General features: G+C 39.7%; 18 protein-coding genes. 7 read left to right on the forward strand and 11 right to left on the reverse strand.

Annotated elements, in window-relative coordinates:
- Window positions 1-43: 43 nt before the first annotated feature.
- The 6 genes from dprA to IG80_RS0101805 all read right to left on the reverse strand — a co-directional run bounded on the left by dprA (window position 44) and on the right by IG80_RS0101805 (window position 6,473).
- On the reverse strand, window positions 44-1,153 hold the full coding sequence (gene dprA / locus IG80_RS0101780) for a DNA-processing protein DprA (RefSeq protein ID WP_032112337.1): 1,110 nt from the start codon (window positions 1,151-1,153) through the stop codon (window positions 44-46).
- Between the two features lie 128 nt (window positions 1,154-1,281).
- Window positions 1,282-3,945, reverse strand: a complete 2,664-nt coding sequence (locus IG80_RS0101785) for an OTU domain-containing protein (protein WP_156961995.1) — start codon at window positions 3,943-3,945, stop codon at window positions 1,282-1,284.
- Complete coding sequence (locus IG80_RS0101790; RefSeq protein ID WP_032112339.1) at window positions 3,942-4,400, reverse strand: hypothetical protein; 459 nt, start codon at window positions 4,398-4,400, stop codon at window positions 3,942-3,944. The genes IG80_RS0101785 and IG80_RS0101790 overlap by 4 nt, the downstream gene beginning before the upstream one ends.
- Window positions 4,401-4,568: 168 nt before the next feature.
- Window positions 4,569-5,156 carry a hypothetical protein gene (locus tag IG80_RS0101795; protein ID WP_032112340.1) on the reverse strand — a complete coding sequence of 196 codons (588 nt, stop codon included), beginning with the start codon at window positions 5,154-5,156 and terminating at the stop codon, window positions 4,569-4,571.
- Window positions 5,157-5,205: 49 nt separating this feature from the next.
- The gene (proC, locus tag IG80_RS0101800; RefSeq protein WP_032112341.1) at window positions 5,206-5,994 is read right to left on the reverse strand and encodes a pyrroline-5-carboxylate reductase; all 789 of its coding nucleotides are present in this window, start codon (window positions 5,992-5,994) and stop codon (window positions 5,206-5,208) included.
- The gene (locus tag IG80_RS0101805; RefSeq protein ID WP_032112342.1) at window positions 5,994-6,473 is read right to left on the reverse strand and encodes a YbjN domain-containing protein; all 480 of its coding nucleotides are present in this window, start codon (window positions 6,471-6,473) and stop codon (window positions 5,994-5,996) included. The genes proC and IG80_RS0101805 overlap by 1 nt, the downstream gene beginning before the upstream one ends.
- 297 nt (window positions 6,474-6,770) lie before the next feature.
- Here IG80_RS0101805 and IG80_RS0101810 point away from each other — a divergent pair, with 297 nt between their 5' ends.
- Window positions 6,771-7,229: a MarR family winged helix-turn-helix transcriptional regulator gene (locus IG80_RS0101810; protein ID WP_032112343.1), complete on the forward strand. Its 459-nt coding sequence runs from the start codon at window positions 6,771-6,773 to the stop codon at window positions 7,227-7,229.
- Between the two features lie 219 nt (window positions 7,230-7,448).
- Window positions 7,449-8,843 (forward strand): leucine-rich repeat domain-containing protein, encoded by a 1,395-nt coding sequence (locus IG80_RS0101815; protein ID WP_032112344.1) that lies wholly within the window; start codon window positions 7,449-7,451, stop codon window positions 8,841-8,843.
- A 299-nt stretch (window positions 8,844-9,142) separates the two neighbouring features.
- Here IG80_RS0101815 and IG80_RS0101820 read toward each other — a convergent pair whose 3' ends face one another.
- The 3 genes from IG80_RS0101820 to IG80_RS0101830 are packed head-to-tail and all read right to left on the reverse strand — an operon-like array spanning window position 9,143 to window position 12,832.
- Window positions 9,143-10,954 (reverse strand): F-box protein, encoded by a 1,812-nt coding sequence (locus IG80_RS0101820; RefSeq protein WP_032112345.1) that lies wholly within the window; start codon window positions 10,952-10,954, stop codon window positions 9,143-9,145.
- Window positions 10,955-10,991: 37 nt separating this feature from the next.
- On the reverse strand, window positions 10,992-11,297 hold the full coding sequence (locus IG80_RS0101825; protein WP_032112346.1) for a hypothetical protein: 306 nt from the start codon (window positions 11,295-11,297) through the stop codon (window positions 10,992-10,994).
- A gap of 23 nt (window positions 11,298-11,320) precedes the next feature.
- Complete coding sequence (locus tag IG80_RS0101830) at window positions 11,321-12,832, reverse strand: F-box protein (RefSeq protein ID WP_032112347.1); 1,512 nt, start codon at window positions 12,830-12,832, stop codon at window positions 11,321-11,323.
- Window positions 12,833-13,877: 1,045 nt separating this feature from the next.
- Here IG80_RS0101830 and uvrC point away from each other — a divergent pair.
- From uvrC to IG80_RS0101850, 4 genes are all read left to right on the forward strand, one after another.
- Window positions 13,878-15,719 (forward strand): excinuclease ABC subunit UvrC, encoded by a 1,842-nt coding sequence (uvrC, locus tag IG80_RS0101835; protein ID WP_032112348.1) that lies wholly within the window; start codon window positions 13,878-13,880, stop codon window positions 15,717-15,719.
- A gap of 158 nt (window positions 15,720-15,877) precedes the next feature.
- Entirely contained in the window at window positions 15,878-16,423 is a 546-nt protein-coding gene (pgsA, locus tag IG80_RS0101840) for a CDP-diacylglycerol--glycerol-3-phosphate 3-phosphatidyltransferase (RefSeq protein WP_032112349.1), read from the forward strand.
- 360 nt (window positions 16,424-16,783) lie between these two features.
- A complete protein-coding gene (motA, locus tag IG80_RS0101845; protein WP_032112350.1) occupies window positions 16,784-17,641 on the forward strand; it encodes a flagellar motor stator protein MotA in 858 nt (285 codons plus the stop codon).
- A 5-nt stretch (window positions 17,642-17,646) separates the two neighbouring features.
- The gene (locus tag IG80_RS0101850; protein WP_032112351.1) at window positions 17,647-18,606 is read left to right on the forward strand and encodes a flagellar motor protein MotB; all 960 of its coding nucleotides are present in this window, start codon (window positions 17,647-17,649) and stop codon (window positions 18,604-18,606) included.
- A 352-nt stretch (window positions 18,607-18,958) separates the two neighbouring features.
- Here IG80_RS0101850 and IG80_RS0101855 read toward each other — a convergent pair whose 3' ends face one another.
- Entirely contained in the window at window positions 18,959-19,378 is a 420-nt protein-coding gene (locus IG80_RS0101855; RefSeq protein ID WP_198027080.1) for a hypothetical protein, read from the reverse strand.
- A 324-nt stretch (window positions 19,379-19,702) separates the two neighbouring features.
- Window positions 19,703-25,567 (reverse strand): type I polyketide synthase, encoded by a 5,865-nt coding sequence (locus IG80_RS0101860; protein ID WP_052045881.1) that lies wholly within the window; start codon window positions 25,565-25,567, stop codon window positions 19,703-19,705.
- Between the two features lie 375 nt (window positions 25,568-25,942).
- Between IG80_RS0101860 and IG80_RS0101865 the strand changes: the two genes are divergently transcribed.
- Entirely contained in the window at window positions 25,943-26,674 is a 732-nt protein-coding gene (locus IG80_RS0101865) for a 4'-phosphopantetheinyl transferase family protein (RefSeq protein ID WP_032112353.1), read from the forward strand.
- The last annotated feature ends 1 nt before the right edge of the window (window position 26,675 follow it).

Consider the following 26,675-nt stretch of genomic DNA (forward strand, 5'->3'; position numbering starts at 1 on the left):
GACCCATAGGGATTATCAACCCCTAAAACAAAAGTCTAATTTTTTAACGCGAAATCATCCCATTGGGATAACGCACAATCAACCCACTTAATTCCAACTCTAAAATAACCGTCAGCAATGAGGCAGCGGAGCAGCCATATTGAGCTGCGATCGCTTCAATTGCAATAGGATTTGTTGAAAGATCTTGAAAAAGTTGATCTCGCAATGACATTTCCGGCACTTCTTCAGCAAAAACAGGGATAATATCCTCAGCTAATTCATAGTGGTCTTCGGGTTCGGCTATATGTTTTTTGATTTGGCGCCCTTCTAAAACAGAAATTACATCGGCAACTGATTCAATCACATGCGCTCCTCGTCGCAATAAATCATTCGTGCCTCGACAACGTGGATCAACCGGAGAACCTGGTACCGCAAATAATTCTTTCCCCTGCTCAAGGGCAAAATTTGCTGTAATCAACGACCCAGATCTAAGCGCTGCCTCAATCACGACAACCCCTTGACTTAACGCCGAAATCAGGCGATTGCGCCGAGGAAAATGCATTGCCGAGGGGTGCATGGTGAGTGGCATCTCACTAATAATACAACCAGTTTGTTGAATTTTAGCATAAAGATCTGCATGTTCAGGCGGATAGATAATATCAACACCACCAGCTAACACAGCAACTGTCCCCTTTGCCAAGGCACCTAAGTGGGTGGCCCCATCAATACCACGCGCTAGCCCTGACACAATCACCCAGCCATAATTCCCAAGGTCCGTCGCAAGGTGTTTGGCAAAATTTCGGCCTGAAAGTGAGGCATTTCTTGCGCCCACAATAGCAATAACCTTTTCATGCTTCAGTGCCTCAAGACGGCCCCGTACTGATAAAATCGGCGGACAATCCGGCAATAGTTTGAATGAGCTAGGAAAAGCGGCCTCATAGGCTGAAAGCAAATGAATCCCGCGCTTTTTATGAGTATCAATTTCATTTTGCGCTTGATCAAGTGACTGAACAGTGATTCTTTTTTGACCAAGGGGATCTGCTAATGACAAATAATCTATCGCGGCCTTTGGCGATCCGTATTGGCGCACCAATTGCCAAAAGGTAATTGGTCCGACATTTTCAGACCGAATTAACTGCAAACAATATAATAAAGAGAATGGATCATTATTCATGTGCAGCACCATAACAGCGATGTCCTGAATTGAAAAGTTAAATTTAAACTTACGTAATTTTTATTCTCAAACCACAAAAAAGGGAGAGCAAAATCTCTCCCCTTTAAGCTCTCAATCCTATTTCCTAGTCAAATCAGACGTTTTCCTTTTTTATGAGAATCTTTAGTCTTCTCTCCTTCTGAATTCTTTTCTGAATCATTTATCAAATCTGCTTTTCTTTTACCCTGCTCAGTTTTATTTGTAGAGTGTTTACCTGCAAGCTTATTAGCAGCATACTTGCCAAATATACCATTCCATTCATACAGACCTGCTGCCATTAAATGGTTGGTTATAGCATGAGATGACAAACTTACTTTTTTTGCAATGTACCTAGCCGGGGTTTTCTTTTGCGCTTCCGTCAGCATATGATAAGCCGCTATAACTTTTTCCCGATTCTTCTGGGTTTCTCGTTCCCCTACCGATTCATAGGTACGATCTTTTAATAAATCCACAACTTGAAGAGGAGTCACATTATGTCTTTTAGCCAGACGTTTATATGTCTCAACTATTTTACCTGTAGACGGGTTGATCTTAGCAAAATCACTTCTGATATCATTCTTTTGAGCCTGTGTTAAATGTTTTGATTTGACGTTTTGAGGGACAAGCCCTTCTCCCTTTAAAATCCGTTCTACCACTTTATACCCAATACCTTTAGCTTTAAGTACGTTTGCTACATTTAAAACAGAAGGTTTTTTACCCGAATACTTCTTTGTTAGCGCATTGAATGTTTTAATAATCAGGGTTTTTTTCTCATTCGCTGACAAGGCTTTCTTTTGTATGGAAAGGTTAATGGATTTTGTATAATTCTCCGGAAAAACCCCTTCATGAATAATTTTGACAATAGTGTCAATACTTAATGTTGTCTTTTCATTTATCTCATAAAAACCCTTGCCCTTTTTGTACATTGCAATAACGTTAGCAGATTGGCTTTTTATAAGATCTGGCGTTTCTTTCTTTTGTCCGTTTTTGAATCGGACCACCAAATGCTGAAAGATAGATTTTACAGAAAAGTTATCAATTCGTTGAGTAAAAGATTTAGCAATATCAATGTACTTTACAGTTCCTTTTTGAACATCTCCATATAATTCGAGATAAGCATGAACAAGATCTTCTGCGTGCTCTTGAGGCAAATAACGCCTCTGTCTTTCACCATTTGCCGTTAGGATCTCACTGATTCTACGCTTTTCCAGATTAACTAATTCTGAGATTTGCTTTTGCCGCCACTTAAGTTCTTGGCAGGCATAGAGAATTTTACGAACGACATTCTCCCCATATTCTCTAGAGCCGGCACTTGTCACTACCTTTCTGTAGAGACGTTTTAATTCTTGATCACTTGGTATCCCAAGATGATCACTCTCCTCCTGAGATGCTTCTTCTGGATCAACGCCCACTGTAGCGTCATGAGAACTATCACTTAAGCCGTCTTCTTCCAAGACGTCTTCATCTTCAACAGGTACCAGAGCTTGAAAATGCACGCCACTATGATACATGTAAACCAGCTCTGTCGTGTTTTGAGGTATATATTTATGGACAAGCCTTAGGGTGCCATCATTAGAAGGTTGATAAATTTTAATACCTATATCATTAATATAAGCAAGTGCATCGATAGAGGTAAAGTTAGCATTTAGATTATCCTGGAGATCATCGAGAGCCACCATCATTTGCTCATTACCGATATGGTGTTCCACAAAAGCATTATATGCTTCAAGCTGAAGAGCCCTTTGTCGAAGTTGTTCTAAAATGTCTTCACCCTGTTGCCGCAGATTTCGATACACTTCTGGTAAATTTTCAGGGTGTTGAAAATTGGTATTAGGGTTTTGTTCTTTCAGTAATCGTGATCTTTGTTCTTCTAACTCATCTAGTTTTTGACGTTGAACCGCATATAAATCATAATTAATCGCTTCCCTCAGCTCAGCTGAGATTTGATCAGGATTGCTTGCCGCTGAGACTATTTCATTAGCAATCATATAACGCAGCACAGGATCGTTTGCGAAAAAGACAAATTGAAGCATTTGGCCGCTTCGGTTAAGGCCTGCCGCATTAAAGAAACAGCTCAACCCCTCTCCGGAAACATTTTGTCTCCTAAATTTTTTATTATCAAGTATGTAAGCTTCCCGAAGGCTACCCCTTGTATTTAAAGCTTTGTTGCGAATGGGAATGTTATCTTCATTTTGATGGTGCGGGATTAAGAGATTGTTATAGTCATAGTCCCTAAGTTCATCAACTGGGAGGAATTTGGGAGTGGCAGCGTCACTCTCTAAAGCAGAAATACTTGTAAGAGAGGGGCTGGTATTGTTTTGATTATCTAAATTAAGTTCTTCATTTTCTGGAGAGCTTTCAGAGGTTGTTTTTTCACTGCCCCCTTTAATAACGTCATTTAGATAGCTAGGGCGCGCGTGAATTTCAACTGTTGTTTGGTTGTTTGCCTTTCCCTTCACATTACTTTTCGAAGAAACCTTTTTGGTATTCTCAAAAGCCTTTTTAATATATTCTTCAGCCAAAGTACGAGCTTGTTCTTGCGTCATATCCTTTGGTACAAAGTCAAAATCGAGAATCACTTCTGCTGCCAAAAGATAGGATGTCTTAGTTGTTTTGAGCTTCATAGCCTCACAAAATTCATGATAAGCATCCGCTAAATTCTGCACCCGTCGATGAGTTTGTGGAAATTGCTTCACATAATCGAGGAAAAGCATCCCTTCATAAATATGGGACCACTTCTTCAATTTACGTGTTTTTTCACAATTCGGGATCACTTTTGTGCCAATAATATCACGTAATTGCTGTTGGAATTCCTTTTTTTATAATCGTTATTATAAGCTTCCGGATAAGCATTATGGGTGAGCAAAAATTTCGCCATACCAAGATAGACGAATCCGTAGTTTATTTTATCTCCTTGGCTTTTGTAGTGCCTTTTCAGATTAAATAAAGCTTTCCAGCAAGCCTCGTTTAATTCTTCATTTTTACTGTCGGCGGGAAGGGTGACTTGCCCCAAGGTTAAGGCGTGGTCTTTATTATAATCCTTTAAAAACTTCTCGCGTTTAAATCTTGCTTTGACATGGTGCCAATCAAAAGAGTTATCAGCCCGAGGCTGAATAGTTCCTTGTCCAAACATTGAAAATCGCTCAAATGTTTCCTCAGCAGAATGCGCATAGGCAAAAGCTGCTGTTCCAGCAGTAAATAATAGATTTAATAAGATACAATTTTTCATATTATTGTTTTATTTTCATATGTAATAAGCTATATACCCTGTACGTAACTATTGTTAAGAAACAAATCAATACCCCCCTTTCGGAAAATAAGGTTTATAGGCATGATTTTGAGATATTTTAGGAGAAATTCGCAGTTTCAGTCATGATCAGTATATATCCAATCTATACTAAATTGGATATATAGGGCTATACGCCCTCAGCTCATAATACTGCTTGAGGGATTGATCTAAAGTTGACATAGTTTTTGACAAATCAAGAGTTTCATCGTCAATCCAGGTAAGGTAAGTTTTGAAAAAAACCGCCCGCACCCCAAAATCGGTGAGCAATTGCCCCAAAACGCCATCACTTGTTGTTAAGCTTTCCACCATCTCATCCAGTTTTTTGTGAAACGGTGGAAGGGCTTGCCATAACACCCATGGTTTCCATATCAAATCATACCACAGCTTTTGAATGGCAACCTTATGGGGTTCAGCCATGTCAAACCCTTGCATGAACACATCAAACAAACGGTCTTGCTCTGTGAGAGTCTGATTCGGGACAATTTTAATTTTGGAAAGGATGTCTGTTATTAATAAAAGAATAATATCCACTTGGTCAGGCAACATCGTTCTAAGAGGTGCAACTGGCATTAAAGCAACCTTGGCAATATGGTCGGCATCAAGATCTCGAAGCCCCTGCTTGGCCACTAATCCCCAAGTTATCTCCACAATATGGTGATATTGCTCACGACTAAATAGCCCCATGCCTGCCATCATGTTTTTATTCCCATTAATATTATTTTGAACCGAAACCTAATTGGATTCACTATAATTCCTTTGCCCGATGAAAAGCAGCAGTTGCAGCTTTTAAGATAAGGTCATCCAGCGCATTATCTGCCTCAAAAATACTTAACGCGGCAGCTGTGGTTCCCCCTGGACTCGTCACCTTAATCCGCAATTGCTCCACAGATTCTTGCGAACGCGAAAGCAAAGCACCTGCTCCCACTAAAGTTTGTCTCGCCAATTGGTCGGCAATATCTTTTGACAAGCCCAACTGCTCACCCGCCGTGGCCATCGCCTCAACCAATCGGAAGAAATAAGCAGGCCCACTGCCAGAAATCGCCGTCACACTATTGAGATGATCCTCAGCTTCAACCCAAACAGTCGCACCAATACCAGAAAACAGGTCTGTAACCTTTTGCTTGACCGTCGGCTGGAGAGTGGCCTCACTATAAATGCCGGTGACCCCCTCTCCCACCACTGCCGGTAAATTTGGCATAGTACGAATGATGGCAGCCTCCCCTCCCAGCAACTGCTTTATCTTGGCAACCGACACACCTGCCATGATGGAAATAAATAGTGTATCAGATTGATTAAATAGAGCGTAATAGGGCACCACATCAGTTGCGATTTGCGGCTTTATGGCAAACAGCACCACATCCGGCTGATAGTCTTCCGGCAGCTCTTGCACTGTTCCAAACATATCTATGCCTGCCGCTGACTGAGGGTCAATAACCAAAACTTCAATATCTTTATGGGGTTGCCATCCCTGTCGCAGCGCATTGCCCATCGCTCCACACCCAACCAGCAATATTTTCGTACAAGTAGGATGCATTAAGCACTTCCCTCTACACCAAGGGACAGCAGATCAAGATCATCAGAGGATAAGTTGCCATGCTGCAACACTTTTTCAAACCCAGGGAAGAACGAGTCTGATTCTTCTATTGCGATACTAATAGCTTCATCAACTAATGCTTCAAAATCATTAGCCCCCACACCTTTTATGTGTAAAACATGGCGGTAAGCAATGATATTGTTTTCGAGCACACTAAATGACCCAATCCATAATTTTTGATTAGCAAGCATCAAGAGTCGTAAAAAGTCAACGCTACTGTTTTTTTCTGCTTCCAAATTAGAAAAACAGATGAGGTGAAGATGTCCCCCTTCTTTCTCCCAAATGAAGTGAACTTCATAGGAAATTGATAAGCTGGGAATGACTATTGCCACTTCCGTATCGGAAAGCCAATTGCATTCCCAGTCATTGTAATCGGCCACGGCCTCGATAATCATGAGAGGGTTTAAAGCGTCTTGCATACTATTTTCTACCTTTTCCAAACTATTTTTTTGAATTTATTATAGATTTTTCTTTTCATTATATCATAAATTGTGTAATTATTCTGACAAAGTTGTGTCTTTTTCACTTGCTTGTCTATATATTAAGGAACATTTACTTAAAGTATAGGCCTATAATAATACCAATAAAAGCGCGCGATAAGTATTTTTATCAGTTTTTCAGCAAAATGAAATAGATAAATACAATCGATTAAACGAATTTTAACGAATTAAGTGCATACTTTATATTAAGTACATATCTATTTTTAGGGTGACGTAATGAAAGATTCCTATTTCCAATCAGTGGTAATGATTGAAAGACTCCACCGCCTTTTTCTAGAAGTAGTCAAAGTTGAGCTTGATCGCTTGGACATTCGAGATATTAACAACGTTCAGTGTTTAGTGCTTTACAACATTGGCAAAGGTCAAGTGACTGTTGGTGAGCTAACAAACCGTGGCTATTATCTTGGATCCAACGTTTCCTATAACCTTAGGAAGATGGTTCAAAATGGTTACCTCGTGCAAGAGCCATCCGAACACGACAAAAGATCAAGCCATGTACGTCTATCAGACAAGGGGCTAGATTTACATAATCAGCTTGATGATATTCTTTCCCATCACGCGAATGCTTTGGATAAAGCAGAAGTGAGTGCGGATAAAATGAAAATGCTTGGCGAAACCTTACATAAGCTAGAAGGTTTCTGGAGCAGCCTCATTATCCGTGATACTCGGCGTTAAGTTTTTAGTAACCTTTATCATAAAAAAAGCTGACTTTCCCTTGGATAGTTGGCTTTTTTACTATCTCAGATTTCTGAATCATTTTATTTCTCCTGATTTTTCTTTTACAATTAAGTTGTTCCATATCCTTTTGATTTACAAGTAAAAATACTCTTGTTTTTTGTCAGTGATGTGACAAGTGAGTCTCCACTATCAACCTCGAGATAATAGGTGAGAAATATGCGCAAAATCCTGCTCCTAACCCTTCTATCCTCCACTATTGGGTATCCCCCAGCCACAGCCCTTGCGTTGGATTTTTCAGGTGATAATCTACCTGCCCCCATAGTGCCAAGCCCTCAAACCCAAAAAAGAAAGCCCCTCACAGACACATTTTTAAATACACTCCACACAATCACTCCGTTAGAACAAGAACAACGGAACTCTTATGCTTTTGATATTATTAATCAAAGTAAGCTTGAGCTTTCCGGCTTTACGGATTCTAAATTTGAAAAACTATGGGAATCTCTGCTACAAATGACATGGCTAGAAGATTTAAATCTGGCGAATAATGAATTAATTTTGCTTCCCCCCACGATTGGTAGCCTGACAAACTTAAAAATATTAAATCTAAGCCACAATGGTCTCACGAGTTTGCCGCTTTCACTCGCTCAACTTGATAAGTTACAAGAAATTAATCTTGCTGGTAACAACCTAAATCAAGGAGTTGATTTCCTCCAAAATTTGAAATCCTTAGAGAAAGTGGATTTATCTGAGAATAAGCTCGTCCGATTTTCCTATAACTCACAGGATAACTTCTCTCTTCAAAAAATAAGCCTGGCACGCAATGCGCTCGAATTTGTTGAAATACAATCAGCCTCACCAACTTTCGGGAAGTTAGATATTCAGAAAAATCAAATAACCTCCTTTATTCTTAGAGCACCGAGCTTAACGCACCTCAATCTGAGTGACAATCCTAACACATCTATTTACCCAGCTTTGTTTGAGTTTCTACCCAACCTAACACATTTAAATATGTCCTTTTTACTTGCTGAAGAAATGCCCGATACCATTGGTTCATTGCTAAACCTAGAAGAACTTGACATCAGCGCCAACATGCTTCCAATTTTGCCCCAAGGCATGACAAAGCTTACAAAATTGAAAAAACTCAATGCTGAGAGAAACCATTTCACAGACATTTCTCCCCACCTATATGCTTTAACGAACCTAGTCTCTTTAAATTTGTCTTCTAATGAGCTCTCTACACTGCCCGTGGAGCTATCAATATCCCTAGAAAATCTGTCAAATTTAAACGTATCTGACAACCCTATTGCCAGCGTTATGGAATTTGTGAGTCCTCCCGCTTTAAAAAATATAAATCTTTGCGGTACTATGATAGAAGAGCTGCCAGATGGGTTAAAAACGAAGGACATCACTGTTGAGAGCCTAGAAACACCCTTATTTTGGAGAAACATATATTATGGGAAAGATAACAACGAATATATGACCATATCTGATGAAGAATCTGATGAGGAAGATGATAAATCCTCAATATCTGTTTTCCATTCAGAGAGTGAGGGGGAAAGCGATTTAAGTGATACTGATCAAAAACACATTTTCCTTAACGCGAATGACTAGGTTCTCTCGCCACTCATCCCCACAAAGATGAGTTTGAGATTTTTTAGCTATTTCAAGAAACGAGGGGAAATTTGCCAGGCAGAAAGAGACAAAATGGATTGGGAGAAAGGGGGGAGTATAGCTCTCTAAAAATAGTGCCTCAAAGAACAAGGGACAAGCCCTATTCTCCCAACACAAAAAACTCAACAAGATCAATATCCATTTAGCATAGCCTATTTTTTAATCACCACACTACAGCCCAGGAATTCTCTGCCCCCCCCTGAGACAGGCTACCCTAATGTAAAAATTTAATTACTGAACTATTCAACAGGGCTTAGCATTATGCTGGGATCACCTAAACCAAGCTGTTCAAGAATACGTTCATATGCTTCAAGTGTTTCTTTCCTAGTTAACTTACTAGTTAAATTTCCTTGGGGAATGGCATTAAGTTCATTTATAAACTTATCTCTTGCTCCCTTATTGCAATCTTTTAATCGCATATTAATTGCATATTTGAAACGGTCAGATGCCTCGCTAAATTCGGATAATGCATCCGGAGTAAGAACATCGAAAAATACATAATAGTACATTTTATTTCTTGCAGCTATTAGCAGCATGTCTATATCATGGTGATAAGGCTTTAACTGATCATCAGCTTCTTTATCTTTTTTATATAATTCTGCTAAAAACTTGAAAGGTATGTATTCATTTTCGCTCATTCTTCCCGTGAGATGCTCAGTTGTCGAAAGAAATGTAGGATTAGAGGAAGGGTATTCAGATAACATTGGCCTCCTAGGAAAAAGGGGGCTTTCCATAAGAACTTTTTTAAAATGAGCAACTGCTTTTTGGCGATTTCCTTCTTCTGCTTCAGTCCAAGCATCAATTGCTCCTTCCCATTGCTGATTAATTATTTTTAAAATAGGATCTGTTGCTGGAATTTTTCTGTATATGCTACTCTTAGCAAGTTGCCAAAATCCTATTTCATAGTGAGCCATACCTCTTTCAAAGTTTGGTAAGACATTTGCTATTTCGTTTGCTTTCCTATAGTATTCATTTGCTTTAGCTGTATCTTTAGGAAGTACAATTATCTTCTTTTTGCTTTTAGTCACTATTCCTGTAAGATATGCATCATAAAGAATAAGATTTGCCTCTATAGACCCAGCCAAGCTTGCTGTTAGTATTTTAACGACACTTAAAACTTCCTTTTTTGAGTTACATATTCCAACGAGATGATCTAAATACTTGGCTATCCCCTTATCTAACGATAAATCTTTGCCTAAGCCCTGTTTTTCATAAACTTGCTCTATTATTTTTAAATTGTCGTATACATTATCTTTATCTCCATCTGCATTCATAAAGAGCCTATTTTGAAAGACAAAAGAAACAGCTGACAAATCACATTTCTCAAAAGCTAAATCTAACCACTTATTCCGCTGGTTAGATTTTTTGTTAAGACTCTGGTATTGTGTTATCCCTGCAGCAGCATAAGCACGGGGATTGCCCTGGTAAAATTCATCCAAAAATTCATTAATATCTTTATAATTCCCATACTTTTCCACTTCCCTGAAAACAGGCATAAGACTGTAGACAGCATCTCTTACATCATGGGAAACCAACATCAAATTTGCCAAATCTTTCTTCGAACAATAAGAGAGTATTTTTTGTTTAAGTTCATCTGAAAGATAGTCTGTAATATTAAAATTTGAGGAAGTTGGCTTGGCAAAGAAGTCACGATAATATCTTTTTTTCAGCTGTTCGAGTACATCCTCCATCATTCCTAATCTTCTTTCAGGATCGTTGCCCAAGGCTATATTTCTAAACTCCGGAGTAAGTTTTTTTAAAGACCCCAGATAATTTTCAAACTCGTCAATTTTCTTATATTTCTCGCTTCCCTTATGGATTTCTCTGAATTTCTCGCCAGGTTCTTTTTGGTCAAGCGCATCAATGATTTCTTGGGCTTGAGTTCTTTGCCTTTTGTGCTCTTGAGATTTTTCTTCCTCTTCTTCTGACTTTATTGAACTGTACGGCCTTTTGGTGCCCTTGGAAGGATTAATATCATCTACTTCCATAGCCAACACCGTCATGGGTGCAGCAGAAAGAAAGAGGAGTAAGATTTTTGTTAGTATTTTCATTTAAAAAATTCCTTTTTATTGAGATTATGGAAAAAATCTAAACAGAATTTAACGATGTGCTGTGATCACCTAACCCAAGCTGCTCGAGAATACGCTCATATTCATTAAGTACGTCTTCCCCAGTTAATTTTTGTTGTGAAATGGCATTAAGTATATTTATGAACTTATCTTTCATTCTTTCATCACACATTCCTTCATCACACTCTTGTAAACGTAACCTAATTGCGGAATCGAAATACTTACATGCTTCGGTAAACTGATGTAATTCCTCATCAGCGGATAATCCAGGATGAGAGGTACGTAATAAAAAGAATTTTATATTTCTTGCAGCTACTAACGCCATGTTTATATCTTGATTATAGGGTTTTAGCGCATCATTATTTTTTTATCTTTTTCATATAATTTTTCTAAAAACTTGAAAGGTAGGTATCCATTTTCTATCAATCTCTCACGGTAGTGTTTCTGAGTTGTTGAAAGCAATGTAGGATGAGCAGAGGAGCCTTTTGATTGCTTTGGTTCCAACCAGGAAACAAGGGGGCTTTTCATAATAGTTTCTTTAAAATGAGTAACTGCTTTTTGACGATTTCCTTCTTCTGCTTCAGCCCAGGCTTCAATCGCTTTTTCCCAGTGATTACTGATACGTTCCAACGCGCTGGTATCTTGTGGTGAAATTTTTTTGTAGCTACCTTTGATCGTAGTGTGCGTGATAAGGTACCATAACCCCATTTCATAGTGAGTTTGGCCTCTTTGAAAGCTTGGTAAAGTATTTGCTATTTTTTCTGCCTTATGATAGTATTGAAGCGCGTAAAGCGTGCTTGGAGGAATTGCTTCTACCTTATTTTGTTTACCTACTTTTTTTCCAGTGAGGAAAACCCGACTAAGGATAAGGTTTGCCTCTATAGATCTAGACAAGCTTGTTTTTAGTATGTTAACAACTTTTAAAACTTCCTTTTTTGTTTTACCTTCGTGGATTTGGTGATTTAAGTAACTTGCTATCCCCTTATCTAACGAGAAATCTTTGCCTACTTCCTGTCTTTTATAAACTTCTTCTATAACTTTTAGAAGTTTGTCTGCTCCGTCCGCCTTTCCTTTGGAATCATTAAATACTCCATCTTGAAAGATAAAAGAGACAGCTGACAAATCACCAGCCTCAAAAGCTAAATCCAGCCACTTATTCCGCCAAAAGCTGTATGATTTGTGACTCTGGCGTTGTGTAATCCCTGCAGCAGCATAAGCACGGGAACTCCCATGGTAAAATTCATCCAAAAATTCATTAATATTGTTATACTGCCCACACTTTACTACCTCCTGGAAAAAAGGTGCAAGACTATAGACAGCATCTCTTACATCATGGGAAACCAATATCAAATTTGCTAAATCTTTCTTCGAACAATAAGAGAGTATTTCTTGTTTAAGTTCATCTGAAAGATAGTCTGTAATATTAAAATTTGAGGAAGTTGGCTTGGCAAAGAAGTCACAACGATATCTTTTTTTCAGCTGCTCAAGTACAGCCTCCATATCTTCTAATCTGTTGTCAGGATCGTTGCCCAGGCTTAATTTTCTAAATCCCGGGGTAAGGCTTTTTAAAGACTCTAGGTGATTTTCAAAATCGTCAATTTTCTTATATTTCTCACTTCCCTTATATATCTCTATATATTTCTCGCTAGGTTCTTTTTGATCAAGCTCAGCAATGATTTCTTGCGTTTGGGTTCTTTGCCTTTTGTGCTCTTGAGATTTTTCTTTTTCTTCTTCTGCCTTTATTGAACTGTACGGCCTTTTGATGCCCTTGGAAGGATTAATATCATCTACTTCCATAGCCATGATTGTCATTGGTGCAGCAGAGAGAAAGAGGGGTAAGATTTTTGTTAGTATTTTCATTTAAAAAACTCCTTTTTTATTGAAATCCTATGAGAAAATTGATATGAAGTAAAACCCAGACATCTCTATAAGTAAGTATAAAATTAATGGTTTCAATAAATTTGTGAATTCCCTTCCATTTTTATTTGATCTCTCTTTCCCCCTATGAGCTTAGGTTCCTATATAGTTGGTGATATAAGTCCTTTTTAACCCTTTTTACCTGCTATTTCGAAATAGTTAAAAATTGCCGTTCGCCTTATCTACAACAAATCGAGGAATGGAAGCATTCTTTAAAATCCCAACTAATTAATTGTCCCTTTTACCGCTTCAAACGAAACAAATTTATTCACAATTTTATATAAAAAATTCTTGACGGGCAAATCGTCGCTCTTTTCTATCATCATGTAGTTTGAACCAATAAAAAACATAGTAAAATCAATAAGTTAACACAACAGCTTAAAAAATGAGCAGGCAGCTTTTACCCTAGGGTTTCTGTCCCTTCCCCCAGCATGCCCACGTTTTTTCCACAATGTTATCCACAGGTTTGGTGGAAAAGTATTAATAAAGTATTAACAGTTTGATTTGCATATAGTAATGCCCAGCAACTCTTTTCCGGAAAAGAAGATATTCTTTAAAATCCCAACTAATTAATTGTCCCTTTTACCGCTTCAAACGAAACAAATTTATTCACAATTTTATATAAAAAATTCTTGACGGGCAAATCGTCGCTCTTTTCTATCATCATGTAGTTTGAACCAATAAAAAACATAGCAAAATCAACAAGTTAATATAACAGCTTAAAAAATGAGCAGGCAGCTTTTGCCCTAGGGTTTCTGTCCCTTCCCCCAGCATGCCCACGTTTTTTTCCACAATGTTATCCACAGGTTTGGTGGAAAACTTTTAACCTTTTGTTAACTCTTTGAGATATCAGATATCTTTGCTATAAAGTTAGGAGAAACTTTCCGCCCTGTCATTGCGAAGAGCCCCCAAGAGGGAGCCATCTCTTCAAAGGCTCGCCATGACGATAAATACTTAAAATAGAACTAACAAAGAATTCTAGAATGACATGACGATTTCCATCGATTACGGCCAAAAAATTATTCAAGATGTAGTTGCCACGCTTACGCATGAAGCTGGCGTTTATCAAATGTTTAATGAAAAGGGGGATCCCCTTTACGTTGGTAAAGCAAAAAACCTGAAAAAAAGGGTTGTCAACTACACTCAAATCGCAAAACTTCCCAATCGTCTACGCCGTATGGTTGCTGAAACGACCTCGATGAAAATCGTAACAACCCATAGCGAGATTGAAGCATTGCTGTTAGAAAGCAATCTAATTAAACAGCTCCAACCCCGCTATAATATTTTATTAAAAGATGATAAATCCTTCCCCTATATCTTAATCACGGCGGATCACCCTTTTCCAAGGCTCGAAAAACATCGGGGGCCCCAACAAGTTAAAGGGCGATATTTTGGTCCCTTTGCCTGTGTTCCGGCTGTAGAAGAGGCTCTGATTCTCTTGCAAAAAGTTTTTCTACTGCGCAACTGTAGCGATTCTTTTTTTGCCAATCGAACCCGGCCTTGCCTGCAGTACCACATTAAACGCTGCTCAGCTCCTTGTGTGAATAAGATCTCGGAAAGTGATTATGCTGTTCTGGTACGTCAAGCCATTGATTATTTTGGGGGAAAAACGGATCAAGTTCAAAGTTTCCTTGCAACAAAAATGCACGAGGCAAGTGATCGCCTTGCCTTTGAGGAAGCAGCGACTTATCGCGACCGTATCCGCCTGCTTAGCCGTATTTTGGCGCATCAACGAATTAATGTCCATGGGATTCAAGATGCTGATGTGATTGCCATTGTTGAACATAGTGGTCAAACCTGCCTGCAGATTTTCTTTTTCCGCCAAGGGCAAAACTTTGGTAATGACTCATTCTTCTTAGCCCACACAGAAGACTCTTCTCTGGGAGAGCGTATTGCTGCTTTTCTCAATCAATTTTATACAAGCCATGAACCAGCCTCAACCATTATCCTTAATCAAGAACCAGCGGAATTTGCTCTTATCAAACAATCCATCGTTAAGCATTACCATAAGAAAATCAGCATCGATATTAATCCCTCAGGAACGAAAAAAGAGCTCTTGCAACACGCTATTTCCAACGCCACCGATGCGATTAACCGGCGCTTATCTGAAACCGCGGTTGTTGGCAATCTTCTAGATCAAATTGCCACCGTGTTTCAGATGAAGGAACGCCCTGCACGCATTGAGATCTATGACAACAGTCACCTTCAAGGAACCAATCCTTATGGCGTGATGGTGGTAGCAGATGAAAAAGGATTTAATAAAAAGGCCTACCGCAAGTTCGCAATTCAATCTCAAGGGCAAGATTTTGGGGGCGATGATTATGCGATGATGCGTGAAGTGTTGCGGCGCCGTTTGCTTCGCGCCAGTGACGATAATTGGAACTTGCCAGATCTGATGTTGATTGATGGGGGGCTTGGCCAACTCAATGCCGTGTTAGAAGTGATTCGAGAACTATCAATCGAAGGGGTTACCGTTGTGGGCGTTGCTAAAGGACCAGAACGCAATGCGGGACGTGAACGGTTCTTTATGGAAAATATGGCACCATTTTCCTTACCTGAAAATACGCCTGCCCTTCATTATCTGCAACGCTTGCGCGATGAAGCGCATCGCTTTGCCATTGGCACCCACCGAGCCGGCCGACAAAAAAAATTAATTACATCGCAACTTGACGAAATTTCAGGCATTGGCGCAGCAAGAAAAAAAGCGTTATTACAACACTTTGGCTCTGCTAAGGGCGTTATCAATGCCACGCTCAAAGAACTCATGACTGTGCCTGGCATAAATAAATCTATTGCAAAAACAATTTATCAGTATTTTCATGAGAGATAAAATAGCGTAAAAGGAGTATAAGAAAAATAATGCTTCATTGTCGGTTGTTCCCCCGGGGCTTGACATAAGGATAACAATAGAAGAGTATTTCTATGTTGAGCTGGCACTAAAATTACAACCCATTTGTTCATTGAACATTAGAATAGCAAAACGAGACCATGACACTTCCTACTGTACCAAACACTCTCACCTTTATCCGGATCTTGCTGATTCCCGTTGTCGTTGCTGCCATGTTCAGTAATACGCAAGTGGGGCGTTGGGTAGCTGCTTTAAGTTTTTGTAGTGCTTGTGTGACTGATTACTTAGATGGATTTTTGGCACGTGCCTTATCACAGACATCAAGACTCGGCCAGTTTCTTGATCCTATCGCCGATAAAATGTTGGTCGCGACGACCCTTTTACTTATGGCTGGATTTGATAAAATCTCACGTCTGGCGATTATCCCTGCCACCATTATTTTGTGCCGTGAAATTTTAATCTCGGGTTTGCGCGAAACTTTAAGTGAACTTGATGTTAATATTCCCGTCAGTCGCCTAGCAAAATGGAAAACGGCTATCCAAATGTTAGCAATTTTTACGATTTTGATTGAAGATACAACGCTTCCAGAAAAATCTTATATTGGTGAAACCTTATTATGGATGGCTGCTATTCTCACTCTCATCACCATGATGGATTATTTAAAAAGAGCATCCAGATATTTTTAACAGAGGACTCAGCACGGCTAACTTTTGTAAAAAATAAGTCTCTCTTTGGTAGTTACTTAAAATTTCATCCTTCATTCCCAAACAAGTTAATCCTAAAGCAATCGTCTTCATATACTCCCACAAGATTTTTACTATTATTTCTAGGCTCTATGTACCTAATTCACGCAAAGATGATTTTGAGACATTTTTAGCTGAAAATGATGCCAAATTTCGAGAGAATATTTTATATACTTCGAGAAATTTGGGGAAATGAGGTTCACAGAGCCTAAGAATTATAAAACTGACGCATTCATGATTTTTTAACGAATGGTGTGAGACTCTAATGGCAGGGTTATAATAAACTGTTCTGGATTTTTTCTCATGATGATTTTAATCGGAATGCTGGTTGTCATTTCCTGTGTTATCGGCGCCTACGTCGCACACGGAGGGCACATCTTTGTTTTATGGCAACCAGCGGAATTTATCATCATTGTCGGGGCTGCTATCGGTGCATTCATTATTGGGAATACCAAGTATGTTTTATCTCACTTAGGATCCAGCCTGAAAATGGCGTTAAAAGGGAAAGCTTTTGATAAAGCAGATTATCTCGAGCTTTTGACCCTACAGTTTGCCCTCTTTAAACTGATTAAGACTAAAGGCATGCTGGAACTTGAAACGCACATTGAAACCCCTAAGGAAAGCAAAATTTTCTCCAACTACCCTCACTTTATGGAACACCATGAAGCCATCACCTTTTTTTGCGACTACTTAAGAATGTTGACCATGGGGAGTGAAAACGTCCATCAGATGGAAGAGTTAATGACTCAAGAAATCGACATTCATCATCACGAACGCGGGCTCATCAGTACGGCGCTGCAAAACATGGCTGATTCTATGCCAGCTCTTGGTATCGTTGCCGCTGTTTTAGGGGTTATTCATACGATGGGTTCGATTAACCAACCGCCAGAAGTTTTAGGAAAACTCATTGGAGCTGCTCTTGTGGGGACTTTCTTGGGTATCTTACTTTCCTATGGTTTTATTGGCCCTTTGTCCAACATCGTTAAATCGCTTTATGAGTCAGAAGCACAATATTTTAACTGCATGAAAGCTGGGATTCTTGCCTGTATGAATGGGTATGCTCCCGCTATTGCCGTCGAATATGCCAGAAAATCAATTGAATCTGAATACAGACCCGATTTTTATGAGCTTGAAAAAGCCATTGCCACCGATTCGGTATAACCGCCATGAGCGATGAAAAAAAACAACCAATAATCATTAAAAAAATACGAAAAGCCGCCCACCATGCCCATCATGGGGGCAGCTGGAAAATCGCCTATGCAGACTTTGTCACTGCGATGATGGCATTTTTTTTACTTATGTGGTTAATCAATGCAACCTCTGAAGAACAAAAGCGTGGTATTGCGAACTTTTTCGATCCAATCTCTGCAGGCACCAGTGTTGGTGGCAACGTCGGCGTGATGGCAGGATTATCGATTAAAGAAAAAGATGGGACAATGGAGGAATCAAGCTCACGCATTGCCATCAAACCTGCTCCTCCCACCGAAAAAGGTCATGGAGGTCAAGCTGCAGGTGACTCAAAAAGCCAAGAAGAAGATGCTTCAAAATATGCCGGTATGACCGAAGAAGAAAAACAAAAGATACAAGCGCAAAAAGATATCGAGTCCAAACTCATTAACACTCGCACTTTTAAAAATAAAGCTGAAGAAGAACGTGCTTTTAAGGAAGTTTCTAATCAAGTTAAGCAAGCAATGGAAAGCGCTCCGGAGCTAAAAGAATTGAGAGATAATATTAGTATTGAAGAAACAAAAGAAGGCCTTAAAATTAACATTATTGATCAAAACCATCAATCAATGTTCCCCAGTGGCAGCAGCCGCATGTATAAACAAATGCATGAAATATTGGTCCAAGTTGCTCGTGCGATTAAGGATATTCCCAACAAAATTGACATCTCAGGACATACAGACTCAGTGCCTTATACCAACAATAGCTTATTCAGCAACTGGGAACTTTCTGCGGAAAGAGCCAATGCAACTCGCCGAGTCTTAGCTGAAACAGGCGTTGCAGATAGCCGATTTGATTCTGTGGTTGGTCGAGCTGACAAAGACCCTTTTAATGGGAACGATCCCAAAGACGCCTCCAACAGAAGGATCTCCATTACACTTATGCGTGAAATTCCAATTTAAAAGGTAACAAAAGAAAAACTAAGGCAGAAAGCTTCAGGCAAGGAAAACCATCATGATGAAGACTGAAAGCCTTAGAATAATTCTTTCAGATACGGTGGAGGCAAAACTCCCTCAAAAAACACATCAACCACCATGAGATTGTGTTGAGCTGCGAGATTCACAGACGTTTCGGGAGTTTTCAATTAACTGTGACGACCATTTGCGAAGTGTAAGACAAAGATCCCACATCTACGACAAACAACACCTGCATCTTTTACTTGACCATAAACCTCCACCCATTTTAAACGCGCTTTTTATCGCTCATTATTGGTTTGGTTCATGATCTGTCTAAGTCAATGATACCCATATTAACTTATAGCTGTTTGGGCAGAGTTTCAAATATAGCCTCAATTTTTAGATGGCTGCATGTTAAATAAATATGGGTTAATAAATGAGGGTTTTCGACAGTCAATAATGATTTTGCTAGCACAGTCGGGCAGGAATCAAAATCTGGGTCATTATCGGCAGGGGCCACTATACTATTATTCAACCACAGGCAGTCTATTTTTTTTATCAAGGGACTTCGAGGAAGATTAAAATCTATATTCGGTTCTTGTTGTTTTGCTATAATCGGTTCTTGTTGTTTGGTAGGAACGTTAAACGAAAAAAAAGCGGCTTCTTTTTGATTCTCATAATAAACTGTTAGTTCCATCTTCGTATTCGAGGAACAATAATTATTGGTAACAGTAATAGGAATCTTATCTTCCTGCTGCATCGCGTTTATTAAAGTCATTGTGAAAAACAAACAAATTCCAGTTTTAATTAAAGAGTTTAGGGTCATTTTAATTACTCGTTTTATTTAATATATTTGTAATAAATTATCTTACACCTGTACTTAAAAATATTTTTTAGTAAAATGCAAGGTCTAATAGACATCGTCAGTTATTTGGGAATAGAAAGGAAGGGGGCTCATTTCTTGGTTTTTCTGGTTCTATCGCAAATTTTAAAATGTTTAGATTTGTGAATGCCTTTGGACATAATCATACACTTTACTTGACCTTCATTTGGTTAAGTTAATGATACCGTTTATTTACAATAATCTTCGTCGGGATTTTGGCTACGTTTCAAATTTTTGTTGTTCCTTTAATAAGGTAACTATTTTTTCGAGAAATGGTTCTTTAATAATTGAATAATGAGTTGATGGTAAGTCATAGATCACAATGTTGCCGTTACTTAAGCTTTGCCAAAACTGATTTTCTCTTATTCCGAAGGTCACATTTTGAGTTGCACGGAAGACAAGGGTCTTAGCTTTTATTCGTTTTGGTTGATAATCAAGCAAAACTTCATAATTATAAGTCATTTGATTGTAAAGTGCTAAAAATATAGATTCTGCCGCCTCCCCTTCTCTTAAAAGGTTATGCCGAATTGCTAGATTAACAAGATACGATTGAAGATCTTTTCCATCTAAGTCTTTATATTCCTTATAATTCATTTCAATGAGCGTATCGTTTTGATCTGCTAGATTGATGAAAAATTCAACAATTCGTTGATTTTGACTGTTCATCTTTGCTTGATTAGCTGTCTTATCATCAGGGAAAAAAGGGTCGATCAAGGTCAAAATCTCAACAGTTTCTCCTGCGGTTTCAAGCTGATGGACGATTTCATGAGCGATGACGCCTCCCATAGACCATCCCAAAAGTCGGTAAGGCCCTTTAGGTTGAAGGGTGCGAATGTTTTGGATATATAATCTAGCCATATCCTCAATTGTGCCAATGTTCTCTTGTAATTCAAGCCAAGGTTGTTGAATCCCATAGAGAAAATAGCTATTTTTTAATGCTTGGGCTAGAGGTTTATAGCAGAGCGTATTACCACCGATGGGATGGATGCAAAATAGCATCTCTAACTTTTGCGAAAGTTCGACAGAGTATGATGACGCGTTTTTAACAGATGAGATGCCTGCAATTTTATTAAGCAAGTAATCAGTCAACAATTTCAACTGATAGTTATTCGCCAAGTCCGTCAAGGGAATAGATATGTTGTGGTGCAATATATTTTCTAATTTTGTTGTTAATTCAAGCGCCATGAGAGAGGTAAATCCTGTCTCATGGAAGTTCTGTTCTTCATTAAAAGGAGCATTTGATGGAAGTCCAAGGATCTCCTTGAGTGATTTCTCTACCATGCTTTGGATAAGGTTACGTTTGTCATTTATCAGAACATCAGAGCTGTTTAATTGGCCCCAAAGACCATTATCGTTTGGGATAACTGGGGTAGCATGTTGTGTCGTTCTTTGATTTTTAAAGTTTGATCCTGACAAACTTGTTGTTTCTTCATCTAAAATTTTAGCCCAATAGCGTTGATGATCGAAAGTATAGGTTGGCAGATTGATTTTTTGTCGGTGATAGGGTTTGTCAATACCTTCCCAGTCAATCGAAACACCATGGGTGTAAAGAGTAGCAATAGCTAGATTCAACTGCTGCCAATCATCCTTACCACCTTGCAAGGAAAAGGTAAAGACTTGAGGATTACCTGTTCCAACACACCCTTTGGCAAGAGCGGTCAGGATGGGGTTGGGACCTACCTCTAAGAAGATATGGCAACCCTCTTGCTCTAAAGACTGAATCCCCTTTTCAAATAGCACCGCTTGCCGCAAATGCTGCGTCCAATAGGCTGCGTCTGGGGCTTGCCGTATTACCTCGCCTTTTAAGTTTCCAATCAAACCTAGCTGAGGATTATGATAGGTGATGGTGGCAGCCACTGCCTGAAATTCTTCAAGAATTGGGTCCATCAACGAAGAATGAAAGGCGTGTGAGACGCGCAGCTGCTGGCCCTTAATACCTCTAACAGCTGCAAGATGCAACACCTTCTCGATAGCAGCAACGGAGCCAGAAATCACCTTTTGTTTTGGACCATTAACAGCGGAAATATCTACTCTTTCTTGCACTTCTTCAAGTAATTGCTCCAGTGTTTCTTGATCCACATTCAAGGCAGCCATGGAGCCGCCTTTGGCTAGCGACTGCATCAGTTTGCCTCTGGTCGCTATTAGCTTCAGACCGTCTTCAAGGCTCATGACTCCAGCCACCACGGCGGCAACATATTCACCAACGCTGTGTCCCATGACAAAAGAGGGTACGATGCCAAAGCTTTGCCACAGTTTGTAAAGGGCATATTCTAATGCAAACAAGCAAGGCTGAGTGTACTGCGTTTGATGAATAGCTTCGCTGTCCTTCCATAATAGGTCAAACAACGGATAGTCAAGATACCGCATCAAGATGGTAGCACAGCCATCCAAAGCTTCTTTGAAGACCGGATGTGTTTCGTAAAGACCTTTCCCCATACCAACATATTGAGATCCTTGCCCTGTAAAGAGCATGGCAATTTTAGGATTGAATCCGCTCTTCACAACACCTTGAGTATACTCATGACTACCAAGTTTTTCTGTGAGCTGGGTGATGCTATTGCCGACCACAGCCAAGCGATGAGAAAAATGAGCTCTGCTTGTAGAAGCAGTGTAACATACATCCCCTATATCAAGTTTAGAGTGATCTTGGAGATAGTCATGATAAGCCTTGACCAGTTGAGTGAGCGAGGCCTCAGTTTTAGCTGATAGGGTCAGAAGGTGAGCTGTTCTGTCAACAGGATTAGTAGGCTTTTCATGTGGGAGTGGAGCTTCCTCAACAATCACATGGGCATTGGTGCCGGTAAAACCAAAGGAGCTAATGCCAGCACGGCGGATCCGCGACCCACGTTTCCAAGGAACCATTCCCGTTACGATTTGGGCGGGGATACGGTTGAGATCAATTAGGGGATTTACCTTGTTAAAGTGAAGATTACCGGGGATAGCTTCATGTTGGAGAGAGAGAATAACTTTGATGAGTCCTGCCATACCGGCAGCAGCTTCCAGATGCCCAATATTACTTTTAACAGCACCAATGAGGAGAGGCCGATCACAGGGCCGATCCTGTCCATAAACAGAACCAATAGATTGGGCCTCAATCGGGTCGCCTAGCGAAGTCCCAGTCCCATGACTTTCTATGTAATCAATGTCATTAGGTGTTAGGTCAGATCGATGCAAGGCTTCCTGAATTACCTTGGTCTGTGACAGACCATTGGGAGCTGTAAATCCGTTGCTCGCACCATCTTGGTTAAGAGCCGTGCCGCGGATCACTCCCAAGATATGATCACCATTACGAAGGGCATCGCTCATGCGTTTTAAAATCACAACGCCGCAGCCTTCACTTCTTACATATCCATCGGCTGACTCGTCAAAGGTTTTACAGCGCCCTTCAGGCGAGAGCATGTGGGCTTTTGAGAATATGATTGATAGGTTGGGAGAGAGGATGAGATTAACCGCTCCCGCAATTGCCAGGTTACATTCACCCGATCGCAAATTATCACAGGCATGGTGGATAGAAACTAAGGAAGACGAACAAGCCGTATCTATAGTAATAGCTTCGCCATAAGTTCCTAAAATGTATGCAAGCCGTCCTGCGTTAGCGCTAAGGGCGCCGCCTGTTCCTAAATAGGCAGTTAAGTTCTCAAGCGACTCATATCGTTGTAGTAAAGTACTATAATCAGATGTCGAGACACCCATTAAGATATCTGTTTGTGTGCCGTGCAATTGTTCTGGGTTAATGTTGGCATTTTCAAGGGCTTGCCAAACCGTCTCCAAAACTACGCGTTGCTGGGGGTCCATCATTTCTGCTTCACGGGGACTGATATTAAAGAAACTAGCATCAAATTGATCAACCTTATCGATAAAACCGCCCCATTGACTGAACTGCTTACCCGAATCGAGATCGGTATGAGAGTACAGATCACGTTTCCAGCGACTTAGCGGTACTTTTTGGATCCCATCTTTTCCCTCCTCCAGCAAGCTCCAAAAGGCTGACGGGTTATGGGTAGCCCCAGGAAAGCGACAGCCCATCCCAATAATAGCGATCTTTTCTTTCCAACAGATGTCAAGGGTTGAACCTGTTTTTATCGCTTGTTGAGTGGCACCTGTCAAATGATGAGTAAGTTTACTTAGTGTGGGATAGTCCCACATAATAATAGGATTAATCGGCCGTTGGAGGTGTTCTTCCAGAGCAACACACAGCTTAACAGCGCGCAAGGAATCAAAACCAAGCTCAGTCCATTGCACATCTTCTGGGATGCTTTGAGAGGCATTCATGAGGCCTTGAGATTGTATCCAGTCAATAATAAATTTTTTGAGTGACTGTGCTTCGTCATTGGTGACGTTGTTGAGCGGCAAATCACTCCTGACAGATGAGTCAGAATCCTGATCATCCTGCAAAATGGTAATTTCACCATCACAGATCATTTTTTTGGTCTTACGACGTTGGACTTTACCACTCGTGGTTTTAGGGAGAGCTCTTGGGGGAATTAGAATAAGGCGATTGATGTGAAGCTCTAGTTCTTCCAGAACAGCTTTGCGAATTGCTTGGACTATTTCAGGATAGGTTTCTGGTCCTTTATCTTGAATTTCAACGACGACGCAGATTTTTTCTTCACCCAGAGTGTCAAGACTAAAGGCGGCACATCCCGATGATTTAATGAGAGGGTGGCTATTTTGAGAAACATATTCAATATCTTGCGGATAATAATTGCGCCCATGGACAATAATCATGTCCTTAATGCGACCAGCGATATAGAGCTCGCCATCTTTCATAAAGCCCAGATCCCCGGTGCGTAAATAGTTACCTTCTTCACCGGCAATCTTGGCCGCAAATGTTTCTCGTGTTTCTTGCGGGCGCTGCCAATAACCTTGAGCCACACTGGCGCCTTGTACCCAGATCTCACCGATTTCATCCTCGCCTAAGCGTTGAGCGGTTTGTGGCTCAACAATGGCCACTTTCATCCTCGGTCGACCAGAACTGACATAGGTATAGAGATCCTCTTCATCTTGAGGAGGGAACACCTTTCCGTCTTGTAACCCTGCAGCTGAGACCGTCTTAATGATTGGTCCCTCGCCTAATGCGGCTCCAGCAATAAATAGGGTTGTCTCAGCCATCCCATATGAGGGGAATAGAGATTCCCAACGCAACCCACAGTCCTTAAAAGCGTGGTAAAAGCGTTCCAATGTTTTGAAATTAATCGGTTCAGCCCCATTAAAGGCACAGTCCCAGCTGCTGAGATCCAACTCTAGCTTCATTTCGGGTTTAATGCGTTCAACACAATAGTCGAAAGCAAAGTTGGGCCCCCCACTAATTGTACCTTTATAATCAGTTATGACTTTTAGCCACTTGAGGGGGTGCATCATGAAGGTTAAAGGGGCCATAAGAATACTTGGAACACCAGAATAGAGAGGGCTTAAAATACCACCGATTAACCCCATATCATGGTATGGGGGTAACCAGCTAACTATAGTTACATTCTCCTTATCCAAACCATAGGCTGGGCGAATAAGGCGCGCATTGTCAAGAATGTTACTATGAGAGATTGCCACCCCTTTGGGATCCCCCGTCGACCCCGAAGTATATTGAAGAAAGGCAATATCATCTAGCTGCAGCTTTGGAGACTGCCAACTAATGACAGAAGCTGCATTAAGCTGTTCATAGGTAAGCCAGAGTTTATTTTCTGAAAAATTGAGACTTTCAAGTTTTTTTTCTAAGAAAATAGGAGCAATGACTAACTTAGCCCCTGCATTTTCCATAATACGGTTTAGCTTATCCACCAATTTTTGGTTAGTGGGCGGATAATGTAAAATGGGAATAACGCCAGCATAAAGACAACCTATAAATGCTTGGATCAACTCTAAGCCAGGATTAAAAATTAAGACAGCACGGTCACCTTTATCACAGTAGGTCGTTAGATTAGCAGCAATTGTACGCGCATTGGTGGCAAGCTCTTGATAGGTTATTGTCACCTCTTGTTGTTCTGATGACAAGAAGCGGTAAGCAATACTATTACCCTTGTGAGAAGAATAAAAATTAATAATATCAGGGAAATTATCATAGTCAGCATAAGTAAGGCTATTTATCAAACTTGACCTCTTGCCATGTGGAATATTTTTTGCCTGTTAACCTGTTAATAAGTTTAAGGATTAAAAGATAACATTTAATTAATTTATTCACATGGAGGTTTATAATTAAGTGCAGGCGGCTTTGCCGCGTTTGCAATTTAAGGAGGTAAAAAATAACTGCATCAAATTAAGGAATGGAAAATAAAATGCCAAACTTATATGCTGGAACTAGAACTAGTGAAGCATAGCTTCCTTTTATACGTGAGAAAAGAAGCCTTTGATTCCAAATAATATATATATTATGTATTAATTTTAAATTCTCAGAGAGAGTAGCCATATTACCAATAATATTAAACCTACAATTTTATTTCATTTAAAATGCGCGTACCTGAGAACATGATTAATTCTGAAAATGTCATAAATGTAATTTCTATTAATTTAGACAAGTTTGAAAAGTACATTTCAACTTTTTCCTCATATCTTTCTTCTGAAGAAAAGGAGCGAGCAGATAAGTTCGTCTTTGCACATCTAAAAAAGCGTTATATTATTTCGCACGGATTTCTGAGAATTTTGATAGGCAAATACCTTTCTCTTCCTCCCTCAGAAGTAGATTATGCTTATAATGAATTCCTTAAACCCCTCTCTAAACAAAATGCTGATTTATATTTCAGTATGTCCCATTCTCATAATGTTGCTTGCTACGCATTTTCTTTCCACCATAATATTGGCATCGACATTGAATATAAAAATAATGATCTTGAAGTCAAAGATTTAGGCCCTGCCATTATGACCCATAATGAGTCGCTGGTCTTTGAAAAATTGAATAAAATTGATAAGTTACAGTTATTTTATAAAACCTGGACAATTAAAGAAGCCTTTTTAAAAGCTTTAGGAGTGGGGCTTTCCTATCCTCTTTCTCGTATAGAAACAACTATTCTACCCAAAGATGAATTCAAAGTGGTAAAGCTTTATGACATTAAAGAGGAATTAGAAGAATGGTCTTTCTTTTCGATTACGTCTCTTCCTTGCTACTTGGGAGCTGTCGCAATTAGGAAGAAAGAAACAAAGATAAATTTTATTAATATCAGGCCGTCGCCTGAGATTTTGTTGCATCTATTAAAGAGGTGAG

It is taken from the genome of Candidatus Paracaedibacter symbiosus (genome assembly GCF_000757605.1).
Classification (GTDB): Bacteria; Pseudomonadota; Alphaproteobacteria; order Paracaedibacterales; family Paracaedibacteraceae; genus Paracaedibacter_A; species Paracaedibacter_A symbiosus.